Consider the following 23,640-nt stretch of genomic DNA (forward strand, 5'->3'; position numbering starts at 1 on the left):
TGATTACGCCTGAGACTCCAGTTCAAACAATCACTTGACTTGATCAAGCGTGGCTTTGACTGCCGCTGCTGCCGCTTTGCGGCTGTGGTTGCAATTTGTTTGCAGGCTTTATCCCTTTGATGTCCCTAGGGATTTGTGCAAAGAGTCATGTTTCCTGCAATTGCACGTTGTCTACCTGAGCAATGAGTCCTCTCCTGTGCTCTCTGGCAATGTTCAGCAGCTTGTTGTTGAGAGAATTTTTGAGGCCTTGACCGGTTCGGTGGTAGGGCGCATTGCCTGCATCTACGGTTCGATCGAGATTAAAGATGATCTGACAATTTCCGCACCAGCCTTCTGCCTAAGTTGAGGGAACACCACGTTCGTGCCCGATGCCCTGGGGTGAGGCTCTCAACCGGCGTGATCGTCAACCGGAAGTCATGGATCAGCCAGGGCTTGATCCCACTGAACATGCCAGGGCCTTAAACGGCTTGCGTCGCATCAATGCCATCAGCCGCTGTTCTGCAGGTCTATTCCAATCCATTCAGGCTCTAGCCATCCGCCACCCCGAGACTCCCCTACGGGTGCTCGAGCTCGCCTGCGGAGGTGGAGACACAGCGATCGATCTTGCTCTTATGGCACAGCGCCAGGGCCTGAAACTCGAGATTCAAGCCTGTGATTTCAACCCAGAAGCCGTGCGTATTGCCCGTGCCAATGCATGGAAACGGAATGCCAAATTGACATTCTTCTCTGCCGACGCACTCTCCGAAAACGTTGATGATGAATGGTTCGATGTGGTGTTCTGCACCCTTTTCACCCATCATTTAGACGACAGCGACGTAGAACGGCTTCTCGCCAGAATGGCAACAAGGGCCCGCAGGCTTGTGCTGGTTAATGATCTGATCCGCAGTCGTCTGGGCTACGTGATGGCCTGGGCTGGAACACGTCTCCTGAGTCGCTCCTGGGTGGTCCATACCGATGGCCCCCTTTCGGTTCGTGCCGCTTTCCGTCCTGCGGAAATCATGGCTTTAGCCCGGCGCGCAGGTTTGGAGGGTGTTCAACTGAATCGCTGCTGGCCTGAGCGTTACCTGCTCAGCTGGGAGCGACATTGAGATGCAGGAGTCGTGGGATGTACTGGTGGTTGGGGCCGGTCCTGCAGGGGGACTAGCCGCCCTGGATTGCGCAAGGCGAGGATTAACGGTGTTACTTGTGGAAAAACGCGCTTTCCCCCGCTGGAAAGTGTGTGGTTGCTGCTTTAACAAACAGGCTCAGGCGACTCTCGCCTCTCTGGGGCAGAACGATCTCATCATTGATCGCGGCGGCGTACGACTGCAAACCCTTCGCCTCGGCCTGAATGGTCGTCAAACATCTCTAGCCATTCCCGATGGTTTTGCTCTCTCCAGGGAACGGTTCGATCAAGCACTGATGGACGCGGTCGTTGAAGCTGGAGCTTCCGTTCGCTGTCAAATGAGCGCCGGGGTCGAAGAAGTCCAGCCAGGCTGGCGGATTGTGCGGCTGAAGGATCAGCGCAGCGGTCAGCAGAACCACGTCAGGGCGCGTGTCGTGCTTGTTGCAGCTGGGCTTGCCCAGCGTTGCTTGCCCGAGCAGGATGCTGGCATCACCAGGATCCGTAGTCGTTCCAGGGTTGGGGCGGGTTGTGTTCTTGTTGATGATGAGAAGCACTACAGCGCAGGCGCCATTCACATGGCAATCGGCGAACGTGGTTATGTGGGTCTGGTGCGCCGAGAGGACGGTTTACTCAATCTGGCAGCCGCTTTCGATCGGCAGGCGCTAGCCCATGGGCAAGGAGCGGCCGGAGCGACCCAGGATGTGCTTGTGCAGGCTGGTTTCCCACCACCTGCTGCTCTGAGACAGGGGCGATGGCAGCTGACACCAGCTCTTAGTCGCGGCGCTGAAGTTGTTGCCGGAGAACGCTTTCTGGTGATGGGTGACGCAGCGGGTTATGTGGAGCCATTTACAGGAGAAGGAATTGCCTGGGCCCTCACTGCAGGTGCCGCAGCGGCACCATTCGTTGAAGAAGGCCTCCTGCGCTGGAGCCATGATCTGGAGAAACGCTGGACGAGAGAGCTGAAGCTGCGGATCGGTCGTCGCCAGCGGATCTGTCGCACTCTGGCCATGGTGCTGAGGCAGCCAAAGCCGACGAGGGCATTGTTTGAACTGAGCAGCCGCTGGCCGGCACTGTCTGAACGGATTGTTGCCAGCCTGAACCATGTGACGCTCCCCTCCGCCGGAAGTCAGCAATGCCTCTGACCATTCGCGGCATGGGAACTGCAGTGCCGGAACAACAAGTCAATCAGAGCGATTCCATGGCGCTTGCCGAGTTGGTCAGTGCCGACAGTCCCGAACGAGCGGCACTGGTCCGCCGGATTCAGCGACGAACTCAGGTTCAGAACAGGGGCAGCGTTCTGCTGGGAGACGACGCGAGTGAGCCGATCAGCAAGCGTTTGCCCTTCTACGGGGCCAAAAGCCCCACGACTGCCGCAAGGATGAACGAGTTTGATCACCATGCTTCAGCGCTAGCAATCAATGCATGCCGTCTTGCCCTCGATGAGGCCGAGCTAGCCGCTGATGTGATCACTCATCTTGTGACCGTTTGCTGTACCGGATTCAAGGCTCCGGGTGTTGACCTTGCTCTGATCGACCAACTTGAACTTGACCCCGGTGTTCAGAGGACCCATGTGGGATTCATGGGCTGTCACGGTGCCTTGAACGGTCTACGTGTGGCGCGGGCGTTCGCTGAAGCTGATGCCAACGCTGTAGTGCTGCTGTGTTCTGTCGAACTGTGCAGTCTCCATCTTCATTACGGCTGGGACCCCGAGAAGGTGGTTGCCAACGCCCTGTTCGCGGATGGAGCCGCAGCTTTGGTTGCTTCTCAAGCTTTGGCGCAATCGAAGCAATCTCTGACCCTGAAGGCTTCTGGCTCCACCGTGATTCCGAACACCAGCAGTCTGATGCATTGGCAGGTCGGAGATCATGGTTTCGCTATGGGTTTATCACCACAGGTGCCAGAGGCGATAGCTGATGCATTGCAACCTTGGCTGAGCAGTTGGTTGAGGGGCCATGGATCCGATCTGACTGAAATCCGCAGCTGGGCCCTCCACCCTGGGGGGCCGAGGATCCTGCAGGCCTGCGCCGACGCCTTGGCCCTCAAGCATGAGCACCTGGCTGAGTCCCGGTCCGTCCTTCAAGCTCACGGCAACATGTCTTCGGCCACCGTTCTTTTCATTCTTGAACGCATGCGTCATAAGGCTTGCAGCGGACCTTGCCTGGCACTCGCCTTTGGTCCCGGCCTTTGTGCCGAAGTGGCATTGTTCGATCTTTGCAACAGCAACTGAATTCGAACTTTGGATCAAAGTTCAGAGCTACTCAGTTCTTCTTTAATCGAGGATTCAGTGAGCGATAATGGAAGGAGAAACGAACAACGCAATTGATCTAATTGGATCTAAATAGCCAATAGAGTGTCCAACTTGATAGTGATGAAGCTCTGCTGTAACTAGACCATATCAACTGCGGCAACAGATCTCCTCAGACCAACAACGATTGCCTTGGCATTGGGATGTAAGCTTCGATCAAAATGCAATGGATAGCAAGAGAATCACGGGAGTTCACTTATTTCGTCAGGATCTTGCAGTCTTTTCATCATCATCGTTCATAGGCAGAGTTTTTATAATTATGGTTGGTTACGAAAGGTTGATATTGCACATGATCTTGATAGAGTAATTAATAATAGCAAGATTGCGATGCAAGCAGCACAGCTCAAAGTTTTTCTTGCAAAGCTCAAATCAGAGCCCTTGCTGCAAAGTCAATTAACCGCTGAAGGTGCAGATATAGTTTCAATAGCCAAAGTCGCTTCGCTTTTTATTGACTCAAATGAGTCCACGACAGAAGCTGTAGTCGAGCTCTCTGACCAGGAGATTCAGGAGCAGGTTTTTGATGCCCTCAGCAAAAGAAACAATCCCTCAATCAGCCCGATTATCATATGGGCAGCCTTGATTACAGTACTCTTGATTTTAGTTGGTGTCTTCTTAAATCTCAAATACTGAGCAATCTCTGCCAGCCCCAAAAAGCTCTATACTATTTAGGCTGAATTCATTATATCTCTATCTTTGATTAGAATTAACAGACTTGAGGCAGACATTCATCAACGAATTCTTCCTTAGAATCAACTATGCTAACCATGCATTTTAGGCCATTTTCTTTTGCAATTTTCGCATATCAATCAATGCTTAGATCAATAAAATGACTCTAAAAAGTAGCCTCAGGAGCAACAGAGTTAATGATTAACTTAATGGTAAATACCGGTACCTTCTTGTTGCTAACGCCTACGGGTTAGAATGAGAGTAGCAAATAAGTCAATAGTTACTATTCTCATCCTTGACACTTAAATCATTCCAGTATCTCAACCGACCCCTCCTTTCTGTTCAAACTATTTGAATGATTCTCAGGTTTTTACGTAGGCCTATGTATGGATAATGGTAGAAGCATTAGCTTTTATTTTGTACTTCTCGCCGCGAAGATTAGGCGACTGCATGTGCAAGCTTCGAGGTTTCAGCTTCTGCTCTAACCCATACGCCCATAATCACACGCTGGTCTTTTCTGGTTTAACAGGCTTTCCTTGACCTGCTGAGGGCTTTTGGTAAACGTTCTCTTTGCCGGAGTTAAGAGCCTTCCCATCAGTAGCGATATTGAAGAGCAGCTATATCAACCCCAGGCCATTCGGCCTGGTCTGGCTGCGCAGAGACAAGCCATGCCGCTCAGAGTGAACTCCTCTGAGATAATTAGCAAGTTGCCTCGGCCTCCTCGCGCTGTTGCGACGCATCCCGTAGTTGGGCGTCATCCAGGGACAGACTCGCTTGCTCGCCTGTTCTATCTCTAGCTTGTCCCTAAAACCAGTTGCAGAAGATGTTGACCACTTGCACAAACTGAGGACATGACTCCCGAGAATCAAGCTATTTCAGGTCAAGTGAGTGCCAATAAGACTGTCTCTTGGCTTGATCAAGAGTGGCCTTGGTGGCCGCTGTTACCTCTCTATCCCTATGGTCAGCGCCGCACCCTGGTCCGGGAACTAATACCCAATCAGATCTGGAGTTTTGAACAACTCCAAGGCCTCTATTACGTCGCTGTGCCTGTAAGGCTCACCGTGGTGAAGGTGCCAGGTGGGTTGATGTTGTTCAATCCCCTTCCTCCTACTCCCGAGTTGCGCCGAGCTCTAGCTGATCTGGAGGCCACCCATGGCAATGTCGTCACGATTGTGCTCCCCACCGCGTCTGGCCTAGAGCACAAACTGTCTCTACCGGCAATGGCACGAGCCTTCCCACAGGCAGAGGTATGGGTTTGTCCTGGTCAGTGGAGTTTCCCAATTTCCTTGCCTTCATCTTGGCTGGGCATTCCAGCGCGCCGCACCAAGGTGTTGCAGGAGGACGGCTTTCCCCATCCGGACAGTTGTACTTGGCTGCCTTTAGGCCCCCTGGATTTGGGGCTTGGCCGTTTTGAAGAGGTGGCTTGTTTTCACCGAGCTTCCGGAGCTGTATTGGTAACAGATGCTCTAGTGGGCATCGAGGCAGAGCCTCCAGCTCTGTTTGATCTAGACCCCACACCCTTGTTATTCCACGCCCGTGATCGGGGTGATCAACCCCTTGAGGATTCTCCACAAGCGCGCCGCCGAGGATGGGCCCGTGTGGTGTTGTTCGCGACCTATCTCAAGCCAGGGCCGCTTGTGATTCCTCCCCTGTTGGAAGTGCTGCGCAATGCCTTCAGGCCCGGAACACTTAGCCCTAAAGCCCATTTCGGCCTGTTTCCATTCGCTTGGCAGCCCGGATGGGAAGCTGCGGCTCAGGAGCGTCTCGGGAAGAACGGCCCGCTCCTACAAGTTGCGCCAGTGTTGGAACGGCTGGTATTTCCAAGAGCGAAGGACGTCTTATTGGAATGGTTGGATGAGATGCTGCGCCTGAAAGGGATGCGCTGGCTTGTGTCTGCTCACTTCAGCGACATCGTGGCCTTCAAGCCTCATCACGTTCGAGATTTAAGTGAATCTATTTCCAGACGCCCATGGGCTATCAATCAAGCCAGCTGGAGCTTTCTAGGCAGCGTTGATCAACGCCTGCTCAGCCTTGGTGTGGTGCCGAAAGATCCTCAGGCAGCCTTCAAAGATTGAGATCATCTGTGTCGACTGCCATCGCTTCATCTGAAAACAACGACTCTTCCAATTCCTTGCGTTGCTCCATCTGGCGCAAGAAATATCCAGTCATCATTGCTGATGCCAGCAAACTGGCGAGATTATCTCGACTGGCTGTGACCTTCACTTCAAATTGCTCACCTGGGAGCATGCCCAGCAGGCCCTGAACATTGTGGCGAATAATGTCCTGAATATCATTGCTGGCGGACTTGGCGACTCGCTGCAATACATCAGGGGATTGATCCTGAAGGTACTGAATTAGCCCATTACCGTCCTGGCAATCGTTGTTATCGGTGGTCAGGAACTCCGGGTTGAACATCCGGTGTGCTTTTCGTCACGATGTTGACCCTATCGCAGCTAGGTCGTTTGATCCACTCTTGCCTTGGGAGGGGAACCGTATTGGACCGAACCGATTGAGTGGCCAGTACCTCCAAATAGCTGTTCCGATCACAGCTTCTTCTGGTAATGGCCCCCAGAGATGAGAGTCAAGACTGGAATTGCGGTTGTCCCCCATCACCCAAAGTTCATGCTCAGGAACGGTCACCTTCGCCATCTCGTAGTTCATTGGTGCATCACGGCAGTCATCCTTGATGGCGATCTCGTTACGCAAGAGCTGACCATGATGAACTTCCAGTTGATCGCCCGGACGCCCCACCACGCGTTTAATCAAGGCCGCTTTGGGGTCGTAGCCAGCATCCAGTAGTGCGGATGGCGGGTGAAACACCACCACGCTGCCCAGCGGCAAAGGCTGTTCTTGTTGACGTGCAAGTCGAGGGCGAACCTTCTCAACAAGAATGCGATCCTTCAACTGAAGGGTTGGCAGCATTGAACCGGAGGGAATCCAGCGAGGCTCCACCACCTGCCAGCGCATCAACAAGGCCAGAACCACCCAGAGCAGCAGGCTGCGCCAGCTACCGCTTGCTTCTTTTCGAGGAGGAGAAGGTGTCGGGGTCATCGAAACTGATTAAGTCGGCCCTCGCCGGTCGGTATTGACCGAGAATCGCATTGGCTAAGGCTCAAGCTCTGTCTCTTGCTCACAACAATCTGTTGGTTTGCCTGAGCTTGCTCGAGGCATTTCATGCCTTGGGGCTGCGCCATATCGTGCTTTGTCCCGGCAGCCGCTCGGGTCCCCTTGCACTGGCTGCAGGAGGAATGGCACGTACCAATCGCTTGCGGCTTAGCACTGCCATTGATGAGCGCTCTGCTGCTTTCTTGGCTTTGGGTTTTAGCACTGCTACAGGCACTGCAGCAGCTGTAGTGACCACTTCGGGCACCGCTGTAGCCAACCTTTTGCCTGCAGCGGTGGAGGCTGATCGATCCTGTCAGCCCCTGTTGCTGCTCACTGCTGACCGTCCCTATCGACTCAAAGACTGCGGTGCCAATCAAACGGTGAATCAGGAGACTTTCTTGAGTCCTGCCTGTCGATGGATTGGGCAGGGCCCAAGAGAGGGGTTGCATCTTTTCAGTAAAGAAACGCTGGAATCATTCGCAGAGAAGGCCTGGCAACGAGCTCATCACCCCGCAGGGGCCGTTCATCTCAATCTGCCTTTTGAGGAGCCTCTACATCTCAGTGAAGAAGAGCAGAGGATGATCTGGAAGGGGTGGTCTCCCAAGATTCCACGTTCATCTCCGATCAAGCCAATCAATCTGGCAATGGCAGCTGAGGGGACTAATGGGGTTACCGATCAGGCTCCCTTTGCATTGGATCCTTTACGACCCGGCGTTGTGATAGCTGGTGCTTGGCGAGGCCTAAGCAAAGACCTCTTTGCTTTTCAGCAATCCTTGCGGGAGTGGCAGGCCTTGAGTGGCTGGCCCGTGCTGGCTGATCCACTATCGGCTCTGCCTTCAGACCAACCTGGTCTAATCCGCTCCTGGGAGCTGCTTTTGGCTGCTGGGCTTTTAGGCTCTCAGGAGCAGCTTCAAGTGCTGCGTCTAGGACCAATGTCAGCCAGTCGGAGCCTTGAGGCATGGTTGAAAAGCTTTGGTGACGGTCAGCTCCTGATTACAGAGGGAGACTCCCGTTGTCTCGATCCCCTTGGTTTGTCAGTGCAATGGAGTCATGGATTGACGAGCTGGTGGCAACACCATCACCATCGCTGGATCGATGCTGATGCCGCCTCTCAACAGGCAACCAAGGCTCTGCTGAGGAAATGGCAGATCAGCGATCGTTTTGCTCAGGAGTGGCTGGATCAGCAGTTACCCCTGCAGGGTGCCATCACAGAACCAGCCCTGGCTCGCTGGTTATCCCGTCTTCTGCCAACTGAGCTACCAATCATGTTGGCAGCGAGTAGTCCTGTGAGGGACTGGCTGGCTTATGCGGACAAGAGCTTATTTTCGAGACGATGCTTCAGTTTTCGAGGCGCGTCTGGTATCGACGGCACCCTTTCTTTAAGCATGGGTTTAGCGATGGCTCTTGGGCCCACTTTGCTTGTAAGCGGCGACCTGGCTCTCCTTCATGACAGCAATGGCTGGTTGCTTGCTCATCCCCAGCGCCCGCCTTTGGTGGTGGTGTTGATCGACAATGGTGGCGGAGGCATCTTCGAGCAACTTCTGGTGAAGACAGCTCCTAGCGAAGCATTTGAGCAGCTGTTTGCCATGCCTCAGGCGGTTGACCCTCTTGCTCTTGCAGGGGCTCATAACATTCCTCACCGTCAGGTGGCCTGTCTCGAAGACCTACCAGCAGCCTTGGAGTGGGGGCTCTTCCAGGCTGGACCTGTTTTGATACGTGTGTGCACGCATCGGCGTCAAGATTCATCGATGAGGCAACAGCTTCGCGAGGGATTGATGATGCATCTGCAGTCGATTTCCCAAAATGGCCACATTGATCTTTGATCCCGATGGCTATGGATTCCAATCGGTTTGATAGGAGGCCAAGACAGGTTTTGCCTGGCAAGCCCACGATCGAATGGGAACCCTGGGGTGAATATCAAGACGTCCTGCTCGATCGCAGTTCAGAAGGAATTGCCAGGGTTGCGATTGATCGTCCGGCCAAGCGCAATGCTTTCCGACCACGCACGGTGATGGAACTCTGTGATGCGTTTACCAGAATTCGAGACGACCAACGTTTAGGCGTGGTTTTGTTCACCGGTGTTGGACCTGCTGACGATGGCGGCTATGCCTTTTGTGCAGGTGGTGACCAAAGTGTGCGCGGCGACGGTGGCTACCTCGATGAGGAAGGTTTGCCGCGCCTCAATGTTCTCGACCTACAGCGCATCATTCGCAGCTTGCCAAAGGTTGTGATTGCACTTGTAGCTGGCTATGCGATCGGCGGCGGCCAAGTGCTGCACTTGTTATGTGATCTCAGTCTGGCGGCAGAGAATGCCGTGTTTGGGCAAACCGGTCCCAAGGTGGGCAGCTTTGATGGTGGCTTTGGTGCTGGTTACCTAGCCAGAGTCGTGGGGCAACGCAAGGCTCGTGAAATCTGGTTTCTCTGTCGTCAATACGGAGCTGAAGAAGCGCTGAAAATGGGGTTGATCAACGAAATTGTTCCTCTTGATGGTCTTGAAGCAGAGGGAGTGCGTTGGGCAAGAGAGGTGTTGCAGCACAGCCCCACAGCCATCCGCTGCCTGAAGGCCGCATTCAATGCTGAAACCGATGGCTTGGCAGGACTTCAGGAGCTAGCCGGCCAGGCCACCCATCTGTTCTATCGAACGGATGAAGCCCAGGAGGGGCGAAATGCTTTTCTACAAAAACGACGTCCAGATTTTTCAGGCTCAGGCTGGCTTCCCTAACCAGCCGCTCTAGGCAGCGTCATGATTGACGCATCGTTTGCTTTGGGGAAGGAGTTCTTGCTACCGCTTCCACTGCCGCTGCTGCCCTCCCTGATTCATGCAGCTGTTCAGGACTCTCTTCCCCAAATCGTCGCCAGCTTCCCCGTCGCTGTGATTGAACGTGAGGGGCGGCATCTGATCTTGGATCGGCGTAGCCGTCGGCTGCTTGTTTTGGAAGATGGCTCCTTAATTAAAAGCTTCTCAGTGGCGGTTGGCATGCCTGGCTGGGAGACTCCGACAGGTGAGTTTCAAGTTTTAAGCAAGACTCCCCATCCCATTTGGAACATCCTCAGAGCGGAAAGCGAATCGGATCTGGGCCGAACAATCCCCTTGGTAGTCGCTGGATCGGCTTCTATCAAGATTGCAACGGTAGAGACGCTCACGATGGTGATCGTTGGCTAACGATTGATGGCTGCGTCACGTCTGGCTTCCATGGAACACCCCACCGCTGGACTGTTGGCCGAGCCGTTTCCCATGGTTGTGTTCGGCTGTTTGAAGAGGACATCCAATCCCTCTATCGGCTGGTCAAAATCGGCACGCCGCTCAAGGTTCTCCCATGATCGTGATCTGATTGAGCTGATGCACATTTAGAGTCTCGCGGCTCTCGACTGACTTGAAAATGCGCGTGCTATTTGCTGCTGCGGAATGCGCGCCGATGGTCAAGGTCGGTGGAATGGGTGATGTGGTGGGCTCATTGCCCCCAGCTCTGGCCAAGCTTGATCATGATGTGCGCCTGATCATGCCTGGTTACGGCAAGCTCTGGAGCTTGCTGGATATCCCTACTGATCCGATTTGGCGGGGTCAGACCATGGGCAACGAGTTCGCCATCTATGAGACAAGTCATCCCAGCAATGGTTTGCCCCTTTATCTGGTGGGGCATCCAGTCTTTGATCCTGAAAGGATCTACGGCGGAGAAGACGAAGATTGGCGTTTTACGTTTTTCGCAAGCGCGACAACGGAATTTGCCTGGAACGTTTGGAAACCGCAAGTGCTGCATTGCCACGACTGGCATACCGGGATGATTCCTGTGTGGATGCATCAGGACCCTGAAATCAGCACGGTCTTTACCATTCACAACCTCAAATATCAGGGCCCCTGGCGCTGGAAACTTGAGCGGATGACTTGGTGCCCCTGGTACATGCAAGGGGATCACACCATGGCGGCAGCATTGCTTTATGCCGATCGGGTGAATGCCGTCTCCCCCACCTATGCCAGAGAGATTTGTACATCTGAATACGGGGAGAGCCTTGATGGCTTGTTGAACTACATCTCTGGAAAACTGCGTGGGATCCTCAATGGCATTGACCTGCAGGATTGGGACCCTGCCAATGACAAGTCTTTGCCAGCCACTTTCAATGCCGATGACCTTTCAGGTCGTGCTGTGAACAAGCAGGCCCTTCAACAGCGCATGGGGCTTGAGGTCAATCCAGACACCTATCTACTGGGGATGGTGAGTCGGTTGGTGGATCAGAAAGGGGTTGATCTTTTGCTGCAGGTGACAGAGCGGTTGCTTGCTTACACAGATTCCCAGATCGTCGTGCTGGGCACTGGTGAGCGTGGTTTGGAATCCGGCCTGTGGCAATTGGCAATTCAGAACCCTGGCCGCTTCTCGGTTTTCCTCACTTACGACGATGACCTAGCACGTTTGATCTACGGCGGCAGTGACGCATTTCTGATGCCGAGTCGCTTCGAACCCTGTGGCATTAGTCAGCTGTTGGCCATGCGCTACGGCAGCGTGCCGGTGGTGCGCAAAGTGGGTGGTCTTGTCGACACGGTGCCTTCCTACGACCCTATTCATCAAACCGGTACTGGATTCTGCTTCGATCGATTTGAGCCTGTTGACTTCTATACAGCATTAGTGAGGTCTTGGGAGGCGTTCCGTCATCGTGATTGCTGGCGTGAGTTGCAACAACGTGGAATGACTCAAAACTACAGCTGGGATCGCTCCGCTCTCGACTATGAGCAGATGTATCGGGATGTCTGTGGCTTTAAGGAGCCGTCTCCTGATGCGGCGGTTGTGGAGCAATTTTCTCTCGGCCAGGGTTCAGATCCTTCCCGTCAGAATCAGGACAGCAATGCGAAAAAAAGAACCAGACGCAAGAAGAAGGGGAATAATTAAAAAAAGAGGTTTAAACTTGGTTGTTGGTTTTGCAGATTTAGCGGCTCTTTTGCAGACGACCCCATTGCTGCGCCCCAATCTTTTCAATCTGCCGCTTGGTCGTCAGGGCTCCTGATCAGCATGGGAAAGTCGCCCCGGCCAGAGAAGCAAACGGGACAACTCCCAGTCCCCTATACCAATCCCTGGGTATCCCTGAGAGAGGGATTTCGTGATGTCTTCGCAGACCTTGGTCTGCGACTCAGGCAACTCTGGCGTCTCAACCGGCAAGGCGAATTCTCCACACCAAGGTTCTGGCCTTCTGCAATGGCACCAATATTCTGGCCATTGACACTTGCAACAGTACTGGTCTTGGGAGTGTTCCTCAGCAGTCTGCTGATTGACCAACCTGCAGCTGTGGCACAACTAGATCCTGCAGAGACGTATCCCAGCAATTCAGCTGCATTGGCTGTGATGTCTAGCCCCTCCACTGCGGAGTCAGAACCTGTTGCAACGTTGTCGGAGCCTTCTGAACTGGAATCCACACAACTTTCAGCGCCTTTAGCTGTACCTCTTCAGCTTGAGCCTCTCTTAACGATGCTGGCAGACAATGATCTCCCCAGTGGCTTGCTTCTTGCAGCCGAACCAAGACCCCTGGACAATGATCTTGTGTTGAGACTTAGTCCAGTTTGGAACAACCTCAATTCATCTCGACAGCGTGAACTTGCCGATCGTTGGCAGGCTCTTGCTGAACAGCTCGGTTATGACGAACTTCAACTTCAAAGCGAGGATGATCAACTGCTTGCCAGGACAGCAAGAGTGGGTGTGGGCATGATCATTTTCGATCAGGATTTGGCTTGATGAGACTGCGTCTGGGGCAGCTGGTCGAGCTTTGGGGTGCTCCGATGCATGTTCACGCATCTGACCTAGATCTTGACCAAGCTGTTGGTCCGATCTGCACAGACAGTCGTCAGTTGAGCGAAGGCAGCTTCTTTGTGCCGTTGGTGGGGGAGCATTTCAATGGCCATGCCTTTCTTGCTCAAGCTCTGAAGCTTGAGGCCCAGGCGGCTGTGGTGGCTCGCAAAGATCATCATCCAGTGCCCGAGAGTCTCCCCCATTGGATTGTGGAAGACACTCTCGAGGCTTATCAGCAACTGGGGTTGCTGCATCGCCGTCAGTTGAATGTACCGGTGGTTGCCGTCACAGGTTCAGCAGGAAAAACCACGACTCGGGAGTTGATCCGCTCTGCACTCACACCCCTTGGTGAGGTCTTGGCAAGTGCAGGCAACAACAACAACGACGTGGGTGTTCCGCTCACCTTGTTGCAGGCGCATTCAGATCATGGCGCAGTTGTGGTGGAGATGGGGATGCGTGGAATTGGGGAAATAGAACGTCTCTCCTGTTGCACCCAACCAGACGTCGCTGTGATCACCAATATCGGCAATGCACACGTCGGTCGTTTAGGTAGTCGTGCGGCGATTGCTTCCGCCAAGTGTGAGATCACCACTTGCCTGAAACCCAGAGGAGTGATCGTCATCCCAGCAGGGGATTCTCTCCTGGAAGATGCTCTTGAACGGATCTGGCGGGGGCGGGTGATCCGCGTGGCAGTTCAAGACAATCAACAATTAGAGCCACCAGAGATTGCAGATCTGCATCGAAGACCTCTACCCAAGGCTGATCTCGTTGGCTGCGTTGACCTGGCTAAGGGTGAACTATTGCTAGAAGGAAATGCCTACACCCTGCCTTTAGAAGGGATGCATAACGCTTGCAATTTGCTGCTGGCACTCGCAGTTGCCCGTGAATTAGATGTCTGCAAGGAATCGCTATCAAATCTAAAAGTAGACGTTCCTGGTGGCCGTAGTCGAAGGCTAAAAGTTGGCAACTTCACTGTTCTAGACGAGACCTACAACGCTTCGCCCGAAGCCGTGCAAGCAGCATTGGAACTATTAGCAATTCAACCGGGACGTCACTTTGCAGTCCTCGGAACCATGCTGGAGCTAGGAGACCAGAGCGTGGCTTTGCATCGCCAAGTTGCTGAACGGGCGGTACAAGTTGGTTTAGATGGACTCGTCGTCGTTGCTGCAGGCGCTGAGGCTGAGGCCATGGCAACAGCAGCAGGGTCCTTGCCGCATTTGGCCGTCGTTGCCAACCCAGAGCAGGCTGCTCAGCCATTGCAGGCTTGGCTTGAGGCCGGCGATGTGGTTCTGCTTAAGGCTAGTCGTGGTGTCGCTCTAGAGAAATTGATCCCATTGCTCTAAGAGGGCTAAGCCTTAATCCTCTCGTTTCACTGCCAACCATTTTTAATCAGTTGTTTGGAGCGGCCAAGGGCGAGAGCACCATTGGGAACATCTTTAGTGAGAGTGGAGCCAGCTCCTACTGTCACGTCCGACCCTAAAACAATCGGCGCCACCAAAACGGAATTCGCCCCTGTTTTGCTGTTATCACCAACCACGGTGAGATATTTTCTCACACCGTCGTAATTTGCAGTGATCGTACCGGCCCCGACATTGACATGGCGACCAAGTTGTGCGTCACCGATATAACTGAGGTGATTCACCTTTGAACCCTCACCAATTTGGCTTTTTTTAATCTCCACAAAGTTGCCGATACGGCATTGATCAGCGATGCCTGCACCAGGGCGTAGGTGTGAGAAAGGGCCAATAGCCACCTCATTTCCCACTTTGGCATCACATACAACGGAATGAAGAACGCTGACTCCATGGCCAAGTTCGGCATTCTCAATCAAGCTTCCTGGGCCAAGCTGGCAGCCATCGCCAATGTTGCAGCAGCCCCGCAAATGGGTTTGGGGTTCAATTACCACATCTCTACCGAACTTACAGTCTTCACTAAGCGTGCAGCTAGCAGGGTCAGTAAAAGTGACCCCTTCCTTCATCCAATGGTTACGTAGCCGTTCTTGAAGCAGCGCCTCACAGTTGGCAAGTTGGCAACGATCGTTGATGCCATTCACCTCATCGGGATCAGCCACCTCTACATGCATCGCAATAGGTAGCAAGGCCACAGTGTCGGTGAGGTAGAGCTCACCTTGATCATTATCACTACAAAGTTGGGGTAGTACTGCGGCCAATTTCTTCCAATTGAAGCAGTAGATGCCTGCGTTAGTGAGATTGTTGTGGCGCTGTTCGTTACTACAGTCGCGATGTTCAACGATGCTGCTTACGCGGCTTTGTTGATCTGAAAACACCCTGCCATAGCCCGTGGGATCTGCGAGTCGGGCTGTTAGCAGAGTGACGTCGGCACCACTTGAGCGATGTTCGTTCACCAAGTGTTCGATCGTGCTTGGTCGAAGTAATGGGACATCGCCATTGAGAACCAAGAGCTCGCCATCAAAGCCCTCCAATACAGGCAGTACTTGCTGTACCGCATGACCTGTGCCGTTCTGAGGTTGTTGAACAACAAACTCCAAGCCTTGCCAATCAGTGAGCTGCTGTTGCACCTCTTGCGCCTGGTGGCCAACAATCAACAAGCGCCGTTGAGGTTGAAGGCCCGAGCAACTGGTCAACACCCGCTCAACCAATGTGGAACCTGCGAGCGGTTGCAAGACTTTCGGCAAGCAGCTCTTCATGCGGGTGCCCTTCCCAGCAGCCAAGATGGCGACGGCAAGCATGGAGCGAATGGCGAATCGGCCGGAATCTAATTGAATTCCGACAACTTCACTGCAGTTAACAGCATTTAAGCAGGATCAGCTCAGCTTCTAGCGGTGATGATTCAGCCAGAAGAGCGCCAGAGAAGTTTCTACTTTCACTAGCACTGGCACTTTGCTGGCAATGAAGCACACGATGATCCCACATAAAAAGCCTCCTTATTCATGAGTCATTGTTCAAGCAATCCTATAGATCATGATCAACAATCTCAGGTCAAAGCAAGCTGCCAATCATTGGTATGAATCACCCAGTAAAAGAGGATCTATTAAATCAAACACTGCAACAACATCTCCTTTGGGATTAATCAGCTGTAAAGAATGAACTTGCGTTGAGTTGGAAGGATTCAAGAATGACTCTAAACAATCTCTTTCAAGTCTTATCTATTCTAATTTTTCACTCGTTTCTTCCTGACAAAAATCAACCATGCCTTTGCTTGGCTGTCCAACGGTGGTGCCAGGTATTGGTCGCCTCTAATCCGCAGAGTTGTTGTTCAGTGCTGCGCCGCCTCCGGATCACTTCTGCCTGATCTTCTCCAGTTGGATCGCGGTACGGAACGGCTGCGCGTGTATGTAGATGTTCATGTTCCATTGCAGTAAGCGCCCGCCAACCAGGCCCTTTCTCTCCAAAGCTGATCTTGAACTGCTTCATCCCCATAGTGCCACTGCTCCAACCTCCGCGCTCCCCGGGCACTTGCAGTAGCGAGAATAATTTCAGCCCTGCTCGCTGCAAGCTGGCACGTATGGCCGCTGCACGGCTGTAGGTCAGGAGCCTCCCACCTGGAGCTAATCGTATGGCCAGGCCATGCAGAAACTCTTCACTCCATAGCTGTGGGCAGCGACCTGGAGAGAAGGCGTCGTGAAGAATCAAATCAAACTGCTGATCTTGGGGTAGCTGATGAAGCGTTTGGCGTGCATCACCCCACAACATTGTTCCCCTGCTCTCTGGCTGATCCCAACCATCACAATCTCGGATTAAAATAAGTTTCTGGTGAACCGATGCTGACCAGGCACTACAGAACCCCGTCTGCGCCAAAGCGAGTTCCAGTGGTCGCCTGTCAATCTCTAGACCCCACCACAGCACATTCGGTGCTGGAGTTGGCATGGCATCCAGCACAGCCGCAGTGTTGTAGCCAAGACCCATGCATACGTCGAGGATCCGAAGAGTTTGTCCGCCACTAAAGCGCGTCAACTCTGCCGGTTGTGCGAATTTCGCGCATGCTTCATTCAGCGCTCCGGCGGAGTTGTGGAACGCTTCGTCGAAGTACTCACTATGCAGGCTAAAGCTACCATCCGCCGTTGGGAAAACAGTCAGTGCCCCCAAAGGGCGAGAGTGGCCGGCATTAGCGATGCAGCCGCTCAAGGTCATCCCAGAAGTTGGGGTAGGACACAGCCGCAGCTTCGCTACCCGTCAAGCGAGAATTGCCCTCCGCCAGCAACGCAGCCACCGCCAGACTCATGGCGACTCGATGATCCGTTTCACTATCGAGGTCTGTGCCTCGCAGTGTTCGTCCCCCTCGGATGGTGAGCCCATCGGCATGTTCGTCGATATCTGCTCCCATAGCCGTGAGCTGCCTGGTCATCACAGCGAGCCGATCGGTTTCCTTGACGCGCAGTTCACTGGCGTCAGTAATTTTGCTTTCACCATCACAGAAACAAGCAGCCACCGCCAGGATCGGCACCTCGTCGACCAGGCGAGGAATGATGTCCCCATTGATGCTGAAGGGCTTTAACGGTCCTTGCCTCACCCGTAGGTCTCCAACTGGTTCGCCGGCGACTTCATGGCGGTTGAGCACCTCAATGCGAGCTTCCATTTGCTGCAACACTTCCAGAATGCCGGTACGGGTGGGGTTTAAACCAACGTTTTCCACCACGAGCTCAGCTCCAGGAACAAGCGCTCCTGCGACAAGCCAAAAAGCAGCTGAACTGATGTCACCTGGCACGACAATATTTTGCCCATAAAGCTTTTGTCCTGGGCTCACTCTGATATGGCGACCCATCTCTCCACCCACTTCGAGATCAGCACCGAATGCCCGCAACATGCGTTCGCTGTGGTCTCTCGAATGGGCTGGTTCGATCACAGTCGTTGCCCCATCGGCTGTAAGGGCTGCCAGCAGCAGGGCTGACTTCACCTGGGCACTTGCTACAGGTGTACCGATGACACCACCACGAAGTTTCTGACCACTCACGGCAAGTGGTGCGAAGTCGCCGTTGGATCGTCCTTTAATTTTGGCTCCCATCATTGTTAATGGCTGGCCAACCCGATTCATCGGTCTACGGCGCAAAGAGGCATCACCGCTAAGCACGAAATGGCGGCCCTTGCGTGCCGCCAACAGCCCTAGCATCAGCCGAATTGTTGTGCCGGAGTTACCGCAGTCGAGTACATCTTGCGGTTCTTGGAGTCCATCGAGACCAACGCCTTCAACGCGAACTATTTGCCCGACATGAATCGGGTTGATCGTGGCTCCCATCGCTCTAAGACAGGCAGCGGTACTCATGGGATCTTCAGCAGGTAAAAGGCCCTCGATGGTTGTGACCCCTTCTGCGATAGCTCCAAATAACAGCGCTCGATGGGAAATCGATTTGTCTCCAGGGACTCGCACCGTTCCAGAAAGCCCAACACCTGCTCGAAGCTCACGTGACGATGAGGCAGTGCTTGTAACGCTCAATGGGTGTGGCCCGGATCAGATCGATCTTATGGGCAAGCGTTTGAGCTTATTTCCAATTTGTTTTTGTGCTGTGTAATTTGTCTCTTTTGGACCATCTCAACCAGCCGATATCTGCCGAGTGTTTTTTGGTAACAGTCCATTTTTAATTCAGGTCTTTTTGACCATCGCTTGACGACAAAGGCTCTCCATCACATAGCCGAACAGGCTTGGATCAGGTTCTTCGCTGCCCAAATCCTCCAGCCCCAACTCCTGCCATCGAGCATCCACCCTGCTTTCTAGATCTGCATCCCGGCTGAGTGGCTCGCCCCATTCATGGCGCTTCTCAGGGCCAATCTTAGTGGTGGCGTCGATGGCCATCCTGCCTCCAAGCCCTAGATGTTCGCTAGCGAAATCAAGGCTGTCGAAGGGGGTGTTCTCAAGCACAAAGAGATCCCTTTGCGGATCGACCTGTGCGGCGATAGCCCATACCACTTGGCGTGGATCTCTCACGTTGATGTTTGCATCTACCACGACAACGAATTTTGTATAGGTGAATTGGGGCAATGCACTCCAGAAAGCCATCGCGGCACGCTTGGCTTGTCCTGGATAAGACTTATCGATTGCAATCACCGCCAGCTTGTAACTGAGAGCCTCCATCGGTAGAAAGAAGTCAACAATCTCCGACACCTGTTGACGCAAGATGGGCGTGTAGATGCGGTTCAAGGCGATAGCGAGCATCGCTTCTTCCTTGGGGGGGCGGCCGCTAAACGTCGTGAGGAAAATCGGATCGCGACGTTGAGTCACGCAGTGGAAGCGCACCAATGGTGAGGACTCCACTCCTCCGTAGAAGCCCATATGGTCACCAAATGGACCATCCTCTAATTCCTCACCTGGTGTAATGGTTCCTTCCAGCACCACTTCGCTGTGGCTAGGGACTTTCAGATCCAGTGTTTTGCAGCCAGTGAGACGTACACCCTCTCCTGCATAAAGACCAGCAAAAAGCCATTCACTGAGTTGCACAGGAATCGGAGTTGCTGCGGCCATGATCAGCAGAGGGTGTACACCAATAGCAATGGCCACCTCAAGCTTCTGACCCATGGCAGCAGCTTTGCGTAGGTGCCTGGCTCCGCCGCGAACACTCAGCCAATGCACCGTCATGGTCTTTGGCGATTGGCGTTGTAGGCGATAGACCCCCACATTCGGCACTCCCGTCTCCGGGTCTTTGGTAATCACAAGACCCAGGGTGATCACACCACTTGCATCTCCTGGCCAAGGGCGGATCAAAGGCAGATTGTCGAGATTCAACGCATCTCCACGCAGCACCTGCTGATGGCAGGGAGGTGTGAGATCCAGGTCTGGTCGCGCTTTGATCAGATCCCAAAACACACTTGCAAACTGTCTGGTTTCTTGCAGACCCTTTGGCGGCTTTGGTTGCTGCAGCAGAGCCAAACGAGTTCCCAGATCCTCAAGTTGCTGAGCGTTGTCCAGGCCCATGCTCCACACCACTCGCTCCAAGGTGCCCATCAGATTCACTGCCACTGGCATCGATGAACCAATCACGTTTTCGAACAACAGGGCCGGCCCACCCAAGCCCAGCACCCGATCAGTAATAGCGGCGAGTTCTAAATCTGGATCTACGGGAGCAGTGATCCGCCTTAGTTGGCCACGTTGCTCAAGTAGGGCTAGGAAGTCCCGCATGTCTTGGGACGCAGGTCCGGGACGAAGCAGGGGCATGGTTGGTAAGACAGCCAGCAAAATGATCTAGTTACTGTGGCGCACGTCGTTCCCTATCGAGGCCATGCAGCTCGCTTATTTCCATGTGGCCGCGGATGTGCCTCAGGGGGCTGAGCCTGATGCTGCTGTCGTCATCGACGTTCTCAGAGCCACCACCACCATCGCCTGGGCTTTAAACAACGGTGCCGAAGCTGTTGAAACCTTTGCTGATTTGGACCAACTGAGGCAGAGCGCCGCTCAATGGCCGGAGTCTTCCCGTTTGATGCTTGGTGAGCGAGGCGGACAGCGCATTGAGGGATTTGATCTGGGGAATTCCCCCGTCGATGTGGTGCCCGAGCAAGTGGCTGGCAAAAGACTATTTATGAGCACGACTAACGGCACGCGCTCGTTGCAGCGAGTGCGTGGGGTTCAGCGTTTATTCACTTTGGCACTACCAAACCGCAAAGCTGTTGCAGACCACTTGTTAATGGATCCACCTGAGCAACTTTGGATTGTTGGTAGTGGCTGGGAAGGGGCCTACTCCCTGGAGGACTCTTTGGCGGCCGGAGCATTGACCGATTTGCTATTGGATGCTTTGGCTGATGAGGCTTGTGTCGTGAACGACGAACTCACTGCTGCACTAGCCCTTTGGCAGCAGTGGAAGCACGATCCAGAAGCCTGTCTTCGTCAAGCCAGCCATGGCCAACGCTTAATTGGACTTGGCGATCACGATGCAGATTTCAGATGTTGTGCTGAATTGGATCGGCTTTCTGTGGTTCCTGTTCAGGTCAAACCCGGAGTCCTTTGTGCCTCTTGAAACCACACTGCGATCTAAAGTTTCGCTCTCTGTTTCAACCCTGTGACCGACTTTCTGGCAGCCGCTTTGCAGCTGACGAGCACCTCGGATCCAGAGCTCAATTTTGCTGCTGCCGAGGAGCAGATCGAACTGGCTGCCCGCCGTGGAGCGGAATTGGTGGGATTACCTGAAAATTTTGCCTTTATGGGTGATGACGAGCGACGACTGGAGCTGGCACAAGACTTAGCTGAGCAATGCAGCCGCTTTCTGGTCACCATGGCAAGGCGCTACCAGGTGGTGCTTCTGGGCGGGGGCTTCCCTGTACCTTCAGGAGATAGCAATCACACGGTCAACAGAGCCGAATTGGTCGGTCGTGATGGTCAGCTGCTAGCGAGATACGACAAGATTCATCTCTTCGATGTGGATCTACCTGAAGGCAACACCTATCAGGAGTCGGCCACGACTACGTCTGGTCGTGAACTACCCCCGGTCGTGGATGTGCCAGGACTATGTCGAGTGGGACTATCCATCTGCTACGACGTGCGCTTCCCTGAGCTCTATCGCCATCTCGTCAGTGCTGGCGCAGAGTTATTGATGATTCCAGCAGCATTCACGGCTTTCACCGGAAAAGATCACTGGCAGGTCTTACTTCAAGCCAGGGCCATCGAAAACACCTCCTATGTGCTTGCACCTGCCCAGACAGGTCGTCATTACAGCCGTCGACAGAGCCATGGACATGCCATGGTGATTGATCCCTGGGGAACCGTCTTGGCTGATGCAGGAGTGAGTCAGGGTGCAGCCATTGCTCCTGTGGATAACTCGCACATTGGTCGCATTCGCGCGCAAATGCCAAGCCTCCAACACCGGCAGTCAGCACTGTTCTGAGCCAATGGCCTCGGCTCCATCCCGCCCTCTCATCCTGCTGGTGGTTGGTGCCTTGCAGATCCCTTTGTTTTTGGCAGCGTTGCCGGCCAGAGCGGCAAGTGCTTTAGCGGCCTGGGCACTTGGAAGCGACGGGGTGTTGCAGTTGCGTACATCAAGAGGGGCTCGTCTAGAAGCGTTCTTTCAACCAGCGGATGGGGCCCAAGGAGCAAAGGTCTGGATTGATTTTCCTGGAGAATTGAGCCGCTCCCGCAGCCTGAGGGGTAGCGGGCCGGTGCGTGCGATTCGTTTGGGGAAACCAACGCCTGGCTCAACTCGACTGGTGATTGAGTTCAAACCATCAATCTCTCTGAATCCAAATCAGCTCAAGCTGATAGGAACCTCTCCGGACCGCTGGAAGCTCAACTTCGAAGGCTTACCGACCCGCGGGCTTCGCCCTATCGGTGAAGGAGACCTGACAGCATCAACTTTGAGCCGATGGGCTCCTGGAATCCGGATTACACCCACACGGACGCCTATCAATGCCTCTGGTTTGCCGAATGTCCCCCGCGGGCGCTTTAGAGTTGTCATTGACCCTGGTCATGGTGGTCCAGACCCTGGTGCTATAGGGATTCGCGGTCTACGTGAGACGGATGTTGTTCTCGATGTTTCCCTTCAGGTAGCCCAGCTATTAGAAGCTCGAGGGGTGCAGGTCATCATGACCCGCACGGCTGATGTGGATGTGGATCTACCGCCAAGAGTGGCGATCGCCAATCGAGTAGGTGCAACTGCATTTGTAAGCATTCATGCCAATGCCATCAGCATGTCCAGACCACAGGTCAATGGAATCGAAACTTTCTATTTCTCTGATTCCCGTTCAGCCAGGTTGGCGTCTCATATCCAGCAACAGGTGCTGAACGTCTCCCCTGGGAGCCCCAACAGAGGGGTCAGACGGGGCCGTTTCTTTGTCATCCGGCGAACCACAATGCCCTCCGCCCTAGTTGAGACAGGTTTTTTAACAGGACGGCTAGATGCTCCTCGGCTGGCTTCAGCAGTCCATCGCCGCAAGTTGGCTCTGGCTATTGCTACTGGCATCCTCAACTATTTGCAGGGGGTCCGTTGAAGCCTCGCTTGGGATTATTTGATAGCGGCGTGGGTGGGTTGACTGTGCTCAGGCGAGTGCTGGAGCGCCATGGGCAGGTGCCTTGCCTCTATCTCGGTGATACCGCCCGAGTCCCTTACGGAAACCGCATGCCGCATGAAATCCGAGTGATCGCCAAGGAGGTTGTCCAGTGGTTACGAAACCAGCAAGTGACTGCGGTTGTGATGGCTTGCAACACCACGAATGCGTTGGCTTCTGATGTGGCTGAAGCGGTTGCGGGAGGGATCCCTGTCGTTAGGTTGATCGAGGCAGCAGCCAACATGCTTTCGGAAGAGCGTGTGGGAGTACTGGCCACTCCTGCTGCTGCTGCATCAGGCGCATATGGCAAACAAATTGAGATCTCTCGACCAGGCACGATGGTTATTGAGCAGGGATGTCCGGCCTTTGTGCCATTGATTGAGACTGGTCAACTCAGCAGCGAGGAGCTTTATCAGGCGGCGCGTGAGTATCTGAACCCACTCTTGGCTGCACAGGTGGAAGCAGTGGTTCTCGGATGCACTCACTATCCTCTTCTTGAACCGATCTTGCGTCAGATTTTGCCGCAAGATGTGCGCTTGATTGATCCTGCTATCGGTGTGGCGCGCGAGCTGGATGTTCTGTTGGGTAGCCCAACGATCCCATTAGGAACATCACTGTCGCTGACCTCTACACGGTTCTGCGTGACTGCCAATCCCGAGGGCTTTGCCACACGTGCTACGCCATGGTTGGGCGAGCGTCCTCAAGTTGAGTTGGTTTCACTGCAATGTCCTGCCTGCGCCTCGTAAG

The 23,640-nt window shown here is 53.9% G+C and carries 23 protein-coding genes; 17 read left to right on the top strand and 6 right to left on the bottom strand.

Going from position 1 to position 23,640, the window contains the following annotated elements:
* The first annotated feature begins 49 nt into the window (after positions 1 to 49).
* The 6 genes from SIB41_RS06750 to SIB41_RS06775 all read left to right on the top strand — a co-directional run bounded on the left by SIB41_RS06750 (position 50) and on the right by SIB41_RS06775 (position 6,151).
* Positions 50 to 346 (top strand): hypothetical protein, encoded by a 297-nt coding sequence (locus SIB41_RS06750; protein WP_413357737.1) that lies wholly within the window; start codon positions 50 to 52, stop codon positions 344 to 346.
* A gap of 22 nt (positions 347 to 368) precedes the next feature.
* A complete protein-coding gene (locus SIB41_RS06755) occupies positions 369 to 1,088 on the top strand; it encodes a class I SAM-dependent methyltransferase (protein WP_011129793.1) in 720 nt (239 codons plus the stop codon).
* A 1-nt stretch (position 1,089) separates the two neighbouring features.
* Positions 1,090 to 2,247, top strand: coding sequence for an NAD(P)/FAD-dependent oxidoreductase (locus SIB41_RS06760; protein ID WP_413357740.1), 1,158 nt, complete (start codon positions 1,090 to 1,092; stop codon positions 2,245 to 2,247).
* Entirely contained in the window at positions 2,238 to 3,332 is a 1,095-nt protein-coding gene (locus SIB41_RS06765) for a type III polyketide synthase (protein ID WP_413357742.1), read from the top strand. The genes SIB41_RS06760 and SIB41_RS06765 overlap by 10 nt, the downstream gene beginning before the upstream one ends.
* 405 nt (positions 3,333 to 3,737) lie before the next feature.
* Complete coding sequence (locus tag SIB41_RS06770) at positions 3,738 to 4,040, top strand: Nif11 family protein (RefSeq protein ID WP_413357744.1); 303 nt, start codon at positions 3,738 to 3,740, stop codon at positions 4,038 to 4,040.
* Positions 4,041 to 4,927: 887 nt separating this feature from the next.
* Positions 4,928 to 6,151 carry a DUF4336 domain-containing protein gene (locus SIB41_RS06775; protein ID WP_413357746.1) on the top strand — a complete coding sequence of 408 codons (1,224 nt, stop codon included), beginning with the start codon at positions 4,928 to 4,930 and terminating at the stop codon, positions 6,149 to 6,151.
* Here the strand turns inward: SIB41_RS06775 and SIB41_RS06780 are convergent.
* Together SIB41_RS06780 and lepB are read right to left on the bottom strand one after the other, a co-directional pair.
* A complete protein-coding gene (locus tag SIB41_RS06780; RefSeq protein WP_011826503.1) occupies positions 6,141 to 6,491 on the bottom strand; it encodes a DUF760 domain-containing protein in 351 nt (116 codons plus the stop codon). The genes SIB41_RS06775 and SIB41_RS06780 overlap by 11 nt on opposite strands.
* Positions 6,492 to 6,506: 15 nt before the next feature.
* Entirely contained in the window at positions 6,507 to 7,127 is a 621-nt protein-coding gene (gene lepB, locus SIB41_RS06785) for a signal peptidase I (RefSeq protein WP_011129786.1), read from the bottom strand.
* Positions 7,128 to 7,216: 89 nt separating this feature from the next.
* Between lepB and menD the strand changes: the two genes are divergently transcribed.
* The 7 genes from menD (at position 7,217) to SIB41_RS06820 (ending at position 14,295) form a co-directional block, all read left to right on the top strand.
* On the top strand, positions 7,217 to 9,004 hold the full coding sequence (menD, locus tag SIB41_RS06790) for a 2-succinyl-5-enolpyruvyl-6-hydroxy-3-cyclohexene-1-carboxylic-acid synthase (protein WP_413361450.1): 1,788 nt from the start codon (positions 7,217 to 7,219) through the stop codon (positions 9,002 to 9,004).
* A 5-nt stretch (positions 9,005 to 9,009) separates the two neighbouring features.
* Positions 9,010 to 9,903 (top strand): 1,4-dihydroxy-2-naphthoyl-CoA synthase, encoded by an 894-nt coding sequence (gene menB / locus SIB41_RS06795; protein WP_063406170.1) that lies wholly within the window; start codon positions 9,010 to 9,012, stop codon positions 9,901 to 9,903.
* A 21-nt stretch (positions 9,904 to 9,924) separates the two neighbouring features.
* Positions 9,925 to 10,344, top strand: a complete 420-nt coding sequence (locus tag SIB41_RS06800) for a L,D-transpeptidase (RefSeq protein ID WP_413357748.1) — start codon at positions 9,925 to 9,927, stop codon at positions 10,342 to 10,344.
* A gap of 2 nt (positions 10,345 to 10,346) precedes the next feature.
* Positions 10,347 to 10,502 carry a L,D-transpeptidase gene (locus tag SIB41_RS06805; protein ID WP_413361452.1) on the top strand — a complete coding sequence of 52 codons (156 nt, stop codon included), beginning with the start codon at positions 10,347 to 10,349 and terminating at the stop codon, positions 10,500 to 10,502.
* Between the two features lie 59 nt (positions 10,503 to 10,561).
* Positions 10,562 to 12,061, top strand: coding sequence for a glycogen synthase GlgA (gene glgA / locus SIB41_RS06810; RefSeq protein WP_413357750.1), 1,500 nt, complete (start codon positions 10,562 to 10,564; stop codon positions 12,059 to 12,061).
* A gap of 120 nt (positions 12,062 to 12,181) precedes the next feature.
* Entirely contained in the window at positions 12,182 to 12,898 is a 717-nt protein-coding gene (locus tag SIB41_RS06815) for a hypothetical protein (RefSeq protein WP_413357752.1), read from the top strand.
* Complete coding sequence (locus tag SIB41_RS06820; protein ID WP_413357754.1) at positions 12,898 to 14,295, top strand: UDP-N-acetylmuramoyl-tripeptide--D-alanyl-D-alanine ligase; 1,398 nt, start codon at positions 12,898 to 12,900, stop codon at positions 14,293 to 14,295. Before SIB41_RS06815 ends, SIB41_RS06820 begins: the two co-directional genes overlap by 1 nt.
* A 26-nt stretch (positions 14,296 to 14,321) precedes the next feature.
* Here the strand turns inward: SIB41_RS06820 and glmU are convergent, their stop codons facing one another.
* The 4 genes from glmU to SIB41_RS06840 form a co-directional block, all read right to left on the bottom strand.
* Positions 14,322 to 15,662 carry a bifunctional UDP-N-acetylglucosamine diphosphorylase/glucosamine-1-phosphate N-acetyltransferase GlmU gene (gene glmU, locus SIB41_RS06825; RefSeq protein ID WP_413357756.1) on the bottom strand — a complete coding sequence of 447 codons (1,341 nt, stop codon included), beginning with the start codon at positions 15,660 to 15,662 and terminating at the stop codon, positions 14,322 to 14,324.
* Between the two features lie 454 nt (positions 15,663 to 16,116).
* Positions 16,117 to 17,064, bottom strand: coding sequence for an MnmC family methyltransferase (locus tag SIB41_RS06830; protein WP_413357758.1), 948 nt, complete (start codon positions 17,062 to 17,064; stop codon positions 16,117 to 16,119).
* Positions 17,039 to 18,364: a 3-phosphoshikimate 1-carboxyvinyltransferase gene (gene aroA / locus SIB41_RS06835; protein ID WP_413357760.1), complete on the bottom strand. Its 1,326-nt coding sequence runs from the start codon at positions 18,362 to 18,364 to the stop codon at positions 17,039 to 17,041. The genes SIB41_RS06830 and aroA overlap by 26 nt, the downstream gene beginning before the upstream one ends.
* A 147-nt stretch (positions 18,365 to 18,511) precedes the next feature.
* Positions 18,512 to 20,077 (bottom strand): UbiD family decarboxylase, encoded by a 1,566-nt coding sequence (locus SIB41_RS06840; protein WP_413357762.1) that lies wholly within the window; start codon positions 20,075 to 20,077, stop codon positions 18,512 to 18,514.
* Positions 20,078 to 20,141: 64 nt separating this feature from the next.
* Between SIB41_RS06840 and SIB41_RS06845 the strand changes: the two genes are divergently transcribed.
* From SIB41_RS06845 to murI, 4 genes are read left to right on the top strand one after another with little or no spacing between them, the layout of a single operon-like run.
* A complete protein-coding gene (locus SIB41_RS06845; protein WP_413357764.1) occupies positions 20,142 to 20,873 on the top strand; it encodes a 2-phosphosulfolactate phosphatase family protein in 732 nt (243 codons plus the stop codon).
* Positions 20,874 to 20,915: 42 nt separating this feature from the next.
* Positions 20,916 to 21,737, top strand: coding sequence for a carbon-nitrogen hydrolase family protein (locus SIB41_RS06850; protein WP_011129774.1), 822 nt, complete (start codon positions 20,916 to 20,918; stop codon positions 21,735 to 21,737).
* Between the two features lie 4 nt (positions 21,738 to 21,741).
* Positions 21,742 to 22,836, top strand: a complete 1,095-nt coding sequence (locus SIB41_RS06855) for an N-acetylmuramoyl-L-alanine amidase (RefSeq protein ID WP_413357766.1) — start codon at positions 21,742 to 21,744, stop codon at positions 22,834 to 22,836.
* A complete protein-coding gene (murI, locus tag SIB41_RS06860; protein WP_413357768.1) occupies positions 22,833 to 23,639 on the top strand; it encodes a glutamate racemase in 807 nt (268 codons plus the stop codon). The genes SIB41_RS06855 and murI overlap by 4 nt, the downstream gene beginning before the upstream one ends.
* The last annotated feature ends 1 nt before the right edge of the window (position 23,640 follow it).

The sequence above is a fragment of the Prochlorococcus sp. MIT 1201 genome (assembly GCF_047303415.1).
Classification (GTDB): Bacteria; Cyanobacteriota; Cyanobacteriia; order PCC-6307; family Cyanobiaceae; genus Prochlorococcus; species Prochlorococcus marinus_D.

What these genes read in the sequence shown, in the direction of transcription:
- SIB41_RS06755 (WP_011129793.1), top strand. Translation starts at nt 369, where the DNA reads ATGCCCTGGGGTGAGGCTCTCAACCGGCGTGATCGTCAACCGGAAGTC.
- SIB41_RS06760 (WP_413357740.1), top strand. Translation starts at nt 1,090, where the DNA reads ATGCAGGAGTCGTGGGATGTACTGGTGGTTGGGGCCGGTCCTGCAGGG.
- SIB41_RS06765 (WP_413357742.1), top strand. Translation starts at nt 2,238, where the DNA reads ATGCCTCTGACCATTCGCGGCATGGGAACTGCAGTGCCGGAACAACAA.
- SIB41_RS06770 (WP_413357744.1), top strand. Translation starts at nt 3,738, where the DNA reads ATGCAAGCAGCACAGCTCAAAGTTTTTCTTGCAAAGCTCAAATCAGAG.
- SIB41_RS06775 (WP_413357746.1), top strand. Translation starts at nt 4,928, where the DNA reads ATGACTCCCGAGAATCAAGCTATTTCAGGTCAAGTGAGTGCCAATAAG.
- SIB41_RS06780 (WP_011826503.1), bottom strand. Translation starts at nt 6,491, where the DNA reads ATGTTCAACCCGGAGTTCCTGACCACCGATAACAACGATTGCCAGGAC.
- lepB (WP_011129786.1), bottom strand. Translation starts at nt 7,127, where the DNA reads ATGACCCCGACACCTTCTCCTCCTCGAAAAGAAGCAAGCGGTAGCTGG.
- menB (WP_063406170.1), top strand. Translation starts at nt 9,010, where the DNA reads ATGGCTATGGATTCCAATCGGTTTGATAGGAGGCCAAGACAGGTTTTG.
- SIB41_RS06800 (WP_413357748.1), top strand. Translation starts at nt 9,925, where the DNA reads ATGATTGACGCATCGTTTGCTTTGGGGAAGGAGTTCTTGCTACCGCTT.
- glgA (WP_413357750.1), top strand. Translation starts at nt 10,562, where the DNA reads ATGCGCGTGCTATTTGCTGCTGCGGAATGCGCGCCGATGGTCAAGGTC.
- SIB41_RS06815 (WP_413357752.1), top strand. Translation starts at nt 12,182, where the DNA reads ATGGGAAAGTCGCCCCGGCCAGAGAAGCAAACGGGACAACTCCCAGTC.
- SIB41_RS06820 (WP_413357754.1), top strand. Translation starts at nt 12,898, where the DNA reads ATGAGACTGCGTCTGGGGCAGCTGGTCGAGCTTTGGGGTGCTCCGATG.
- glmU (WP_413357756.1), bottom strand. Translation starts at nt 15,662, where the DNA reads ATGCTTGCCGTCGCCATCTTGGCTGCTGGGAAGGGCACCCGCATGAAG.
- SIB41_RS06830 (WP_413357758.1), bottom strand. Translation starts at nt 17,064, where the DNA reads ATGACCTTGAGCGGCTGCATCGCTAATGCCGGCCACTCTCGCCCTTTG.
- SIB41_RS06840 (WP_413357762.1), bottom strand. Translation starts at nt 20,077, where the DNA reads ATGCCCCTGCTTCGTCCCGGACCTGCGTCCCAAGACATGCGGGACTTC.
- SIB41_RS06845 (WP_413357764.1), top strand. Translation starts at nt 20,142, where the DNA reads ATGCAGCTCGCTTATTTCCATGTGGCCGCGGATGTGCCTCAGGGGGCT.
- SIB41_RS06855 (WP_413357766.1), top strand. Translation starts at nt 21,742, where the DNA reads ATGGCCTCGGCTCCATCCCGCCCTCTCATCCTGCTGGTGGTTGGTGCC.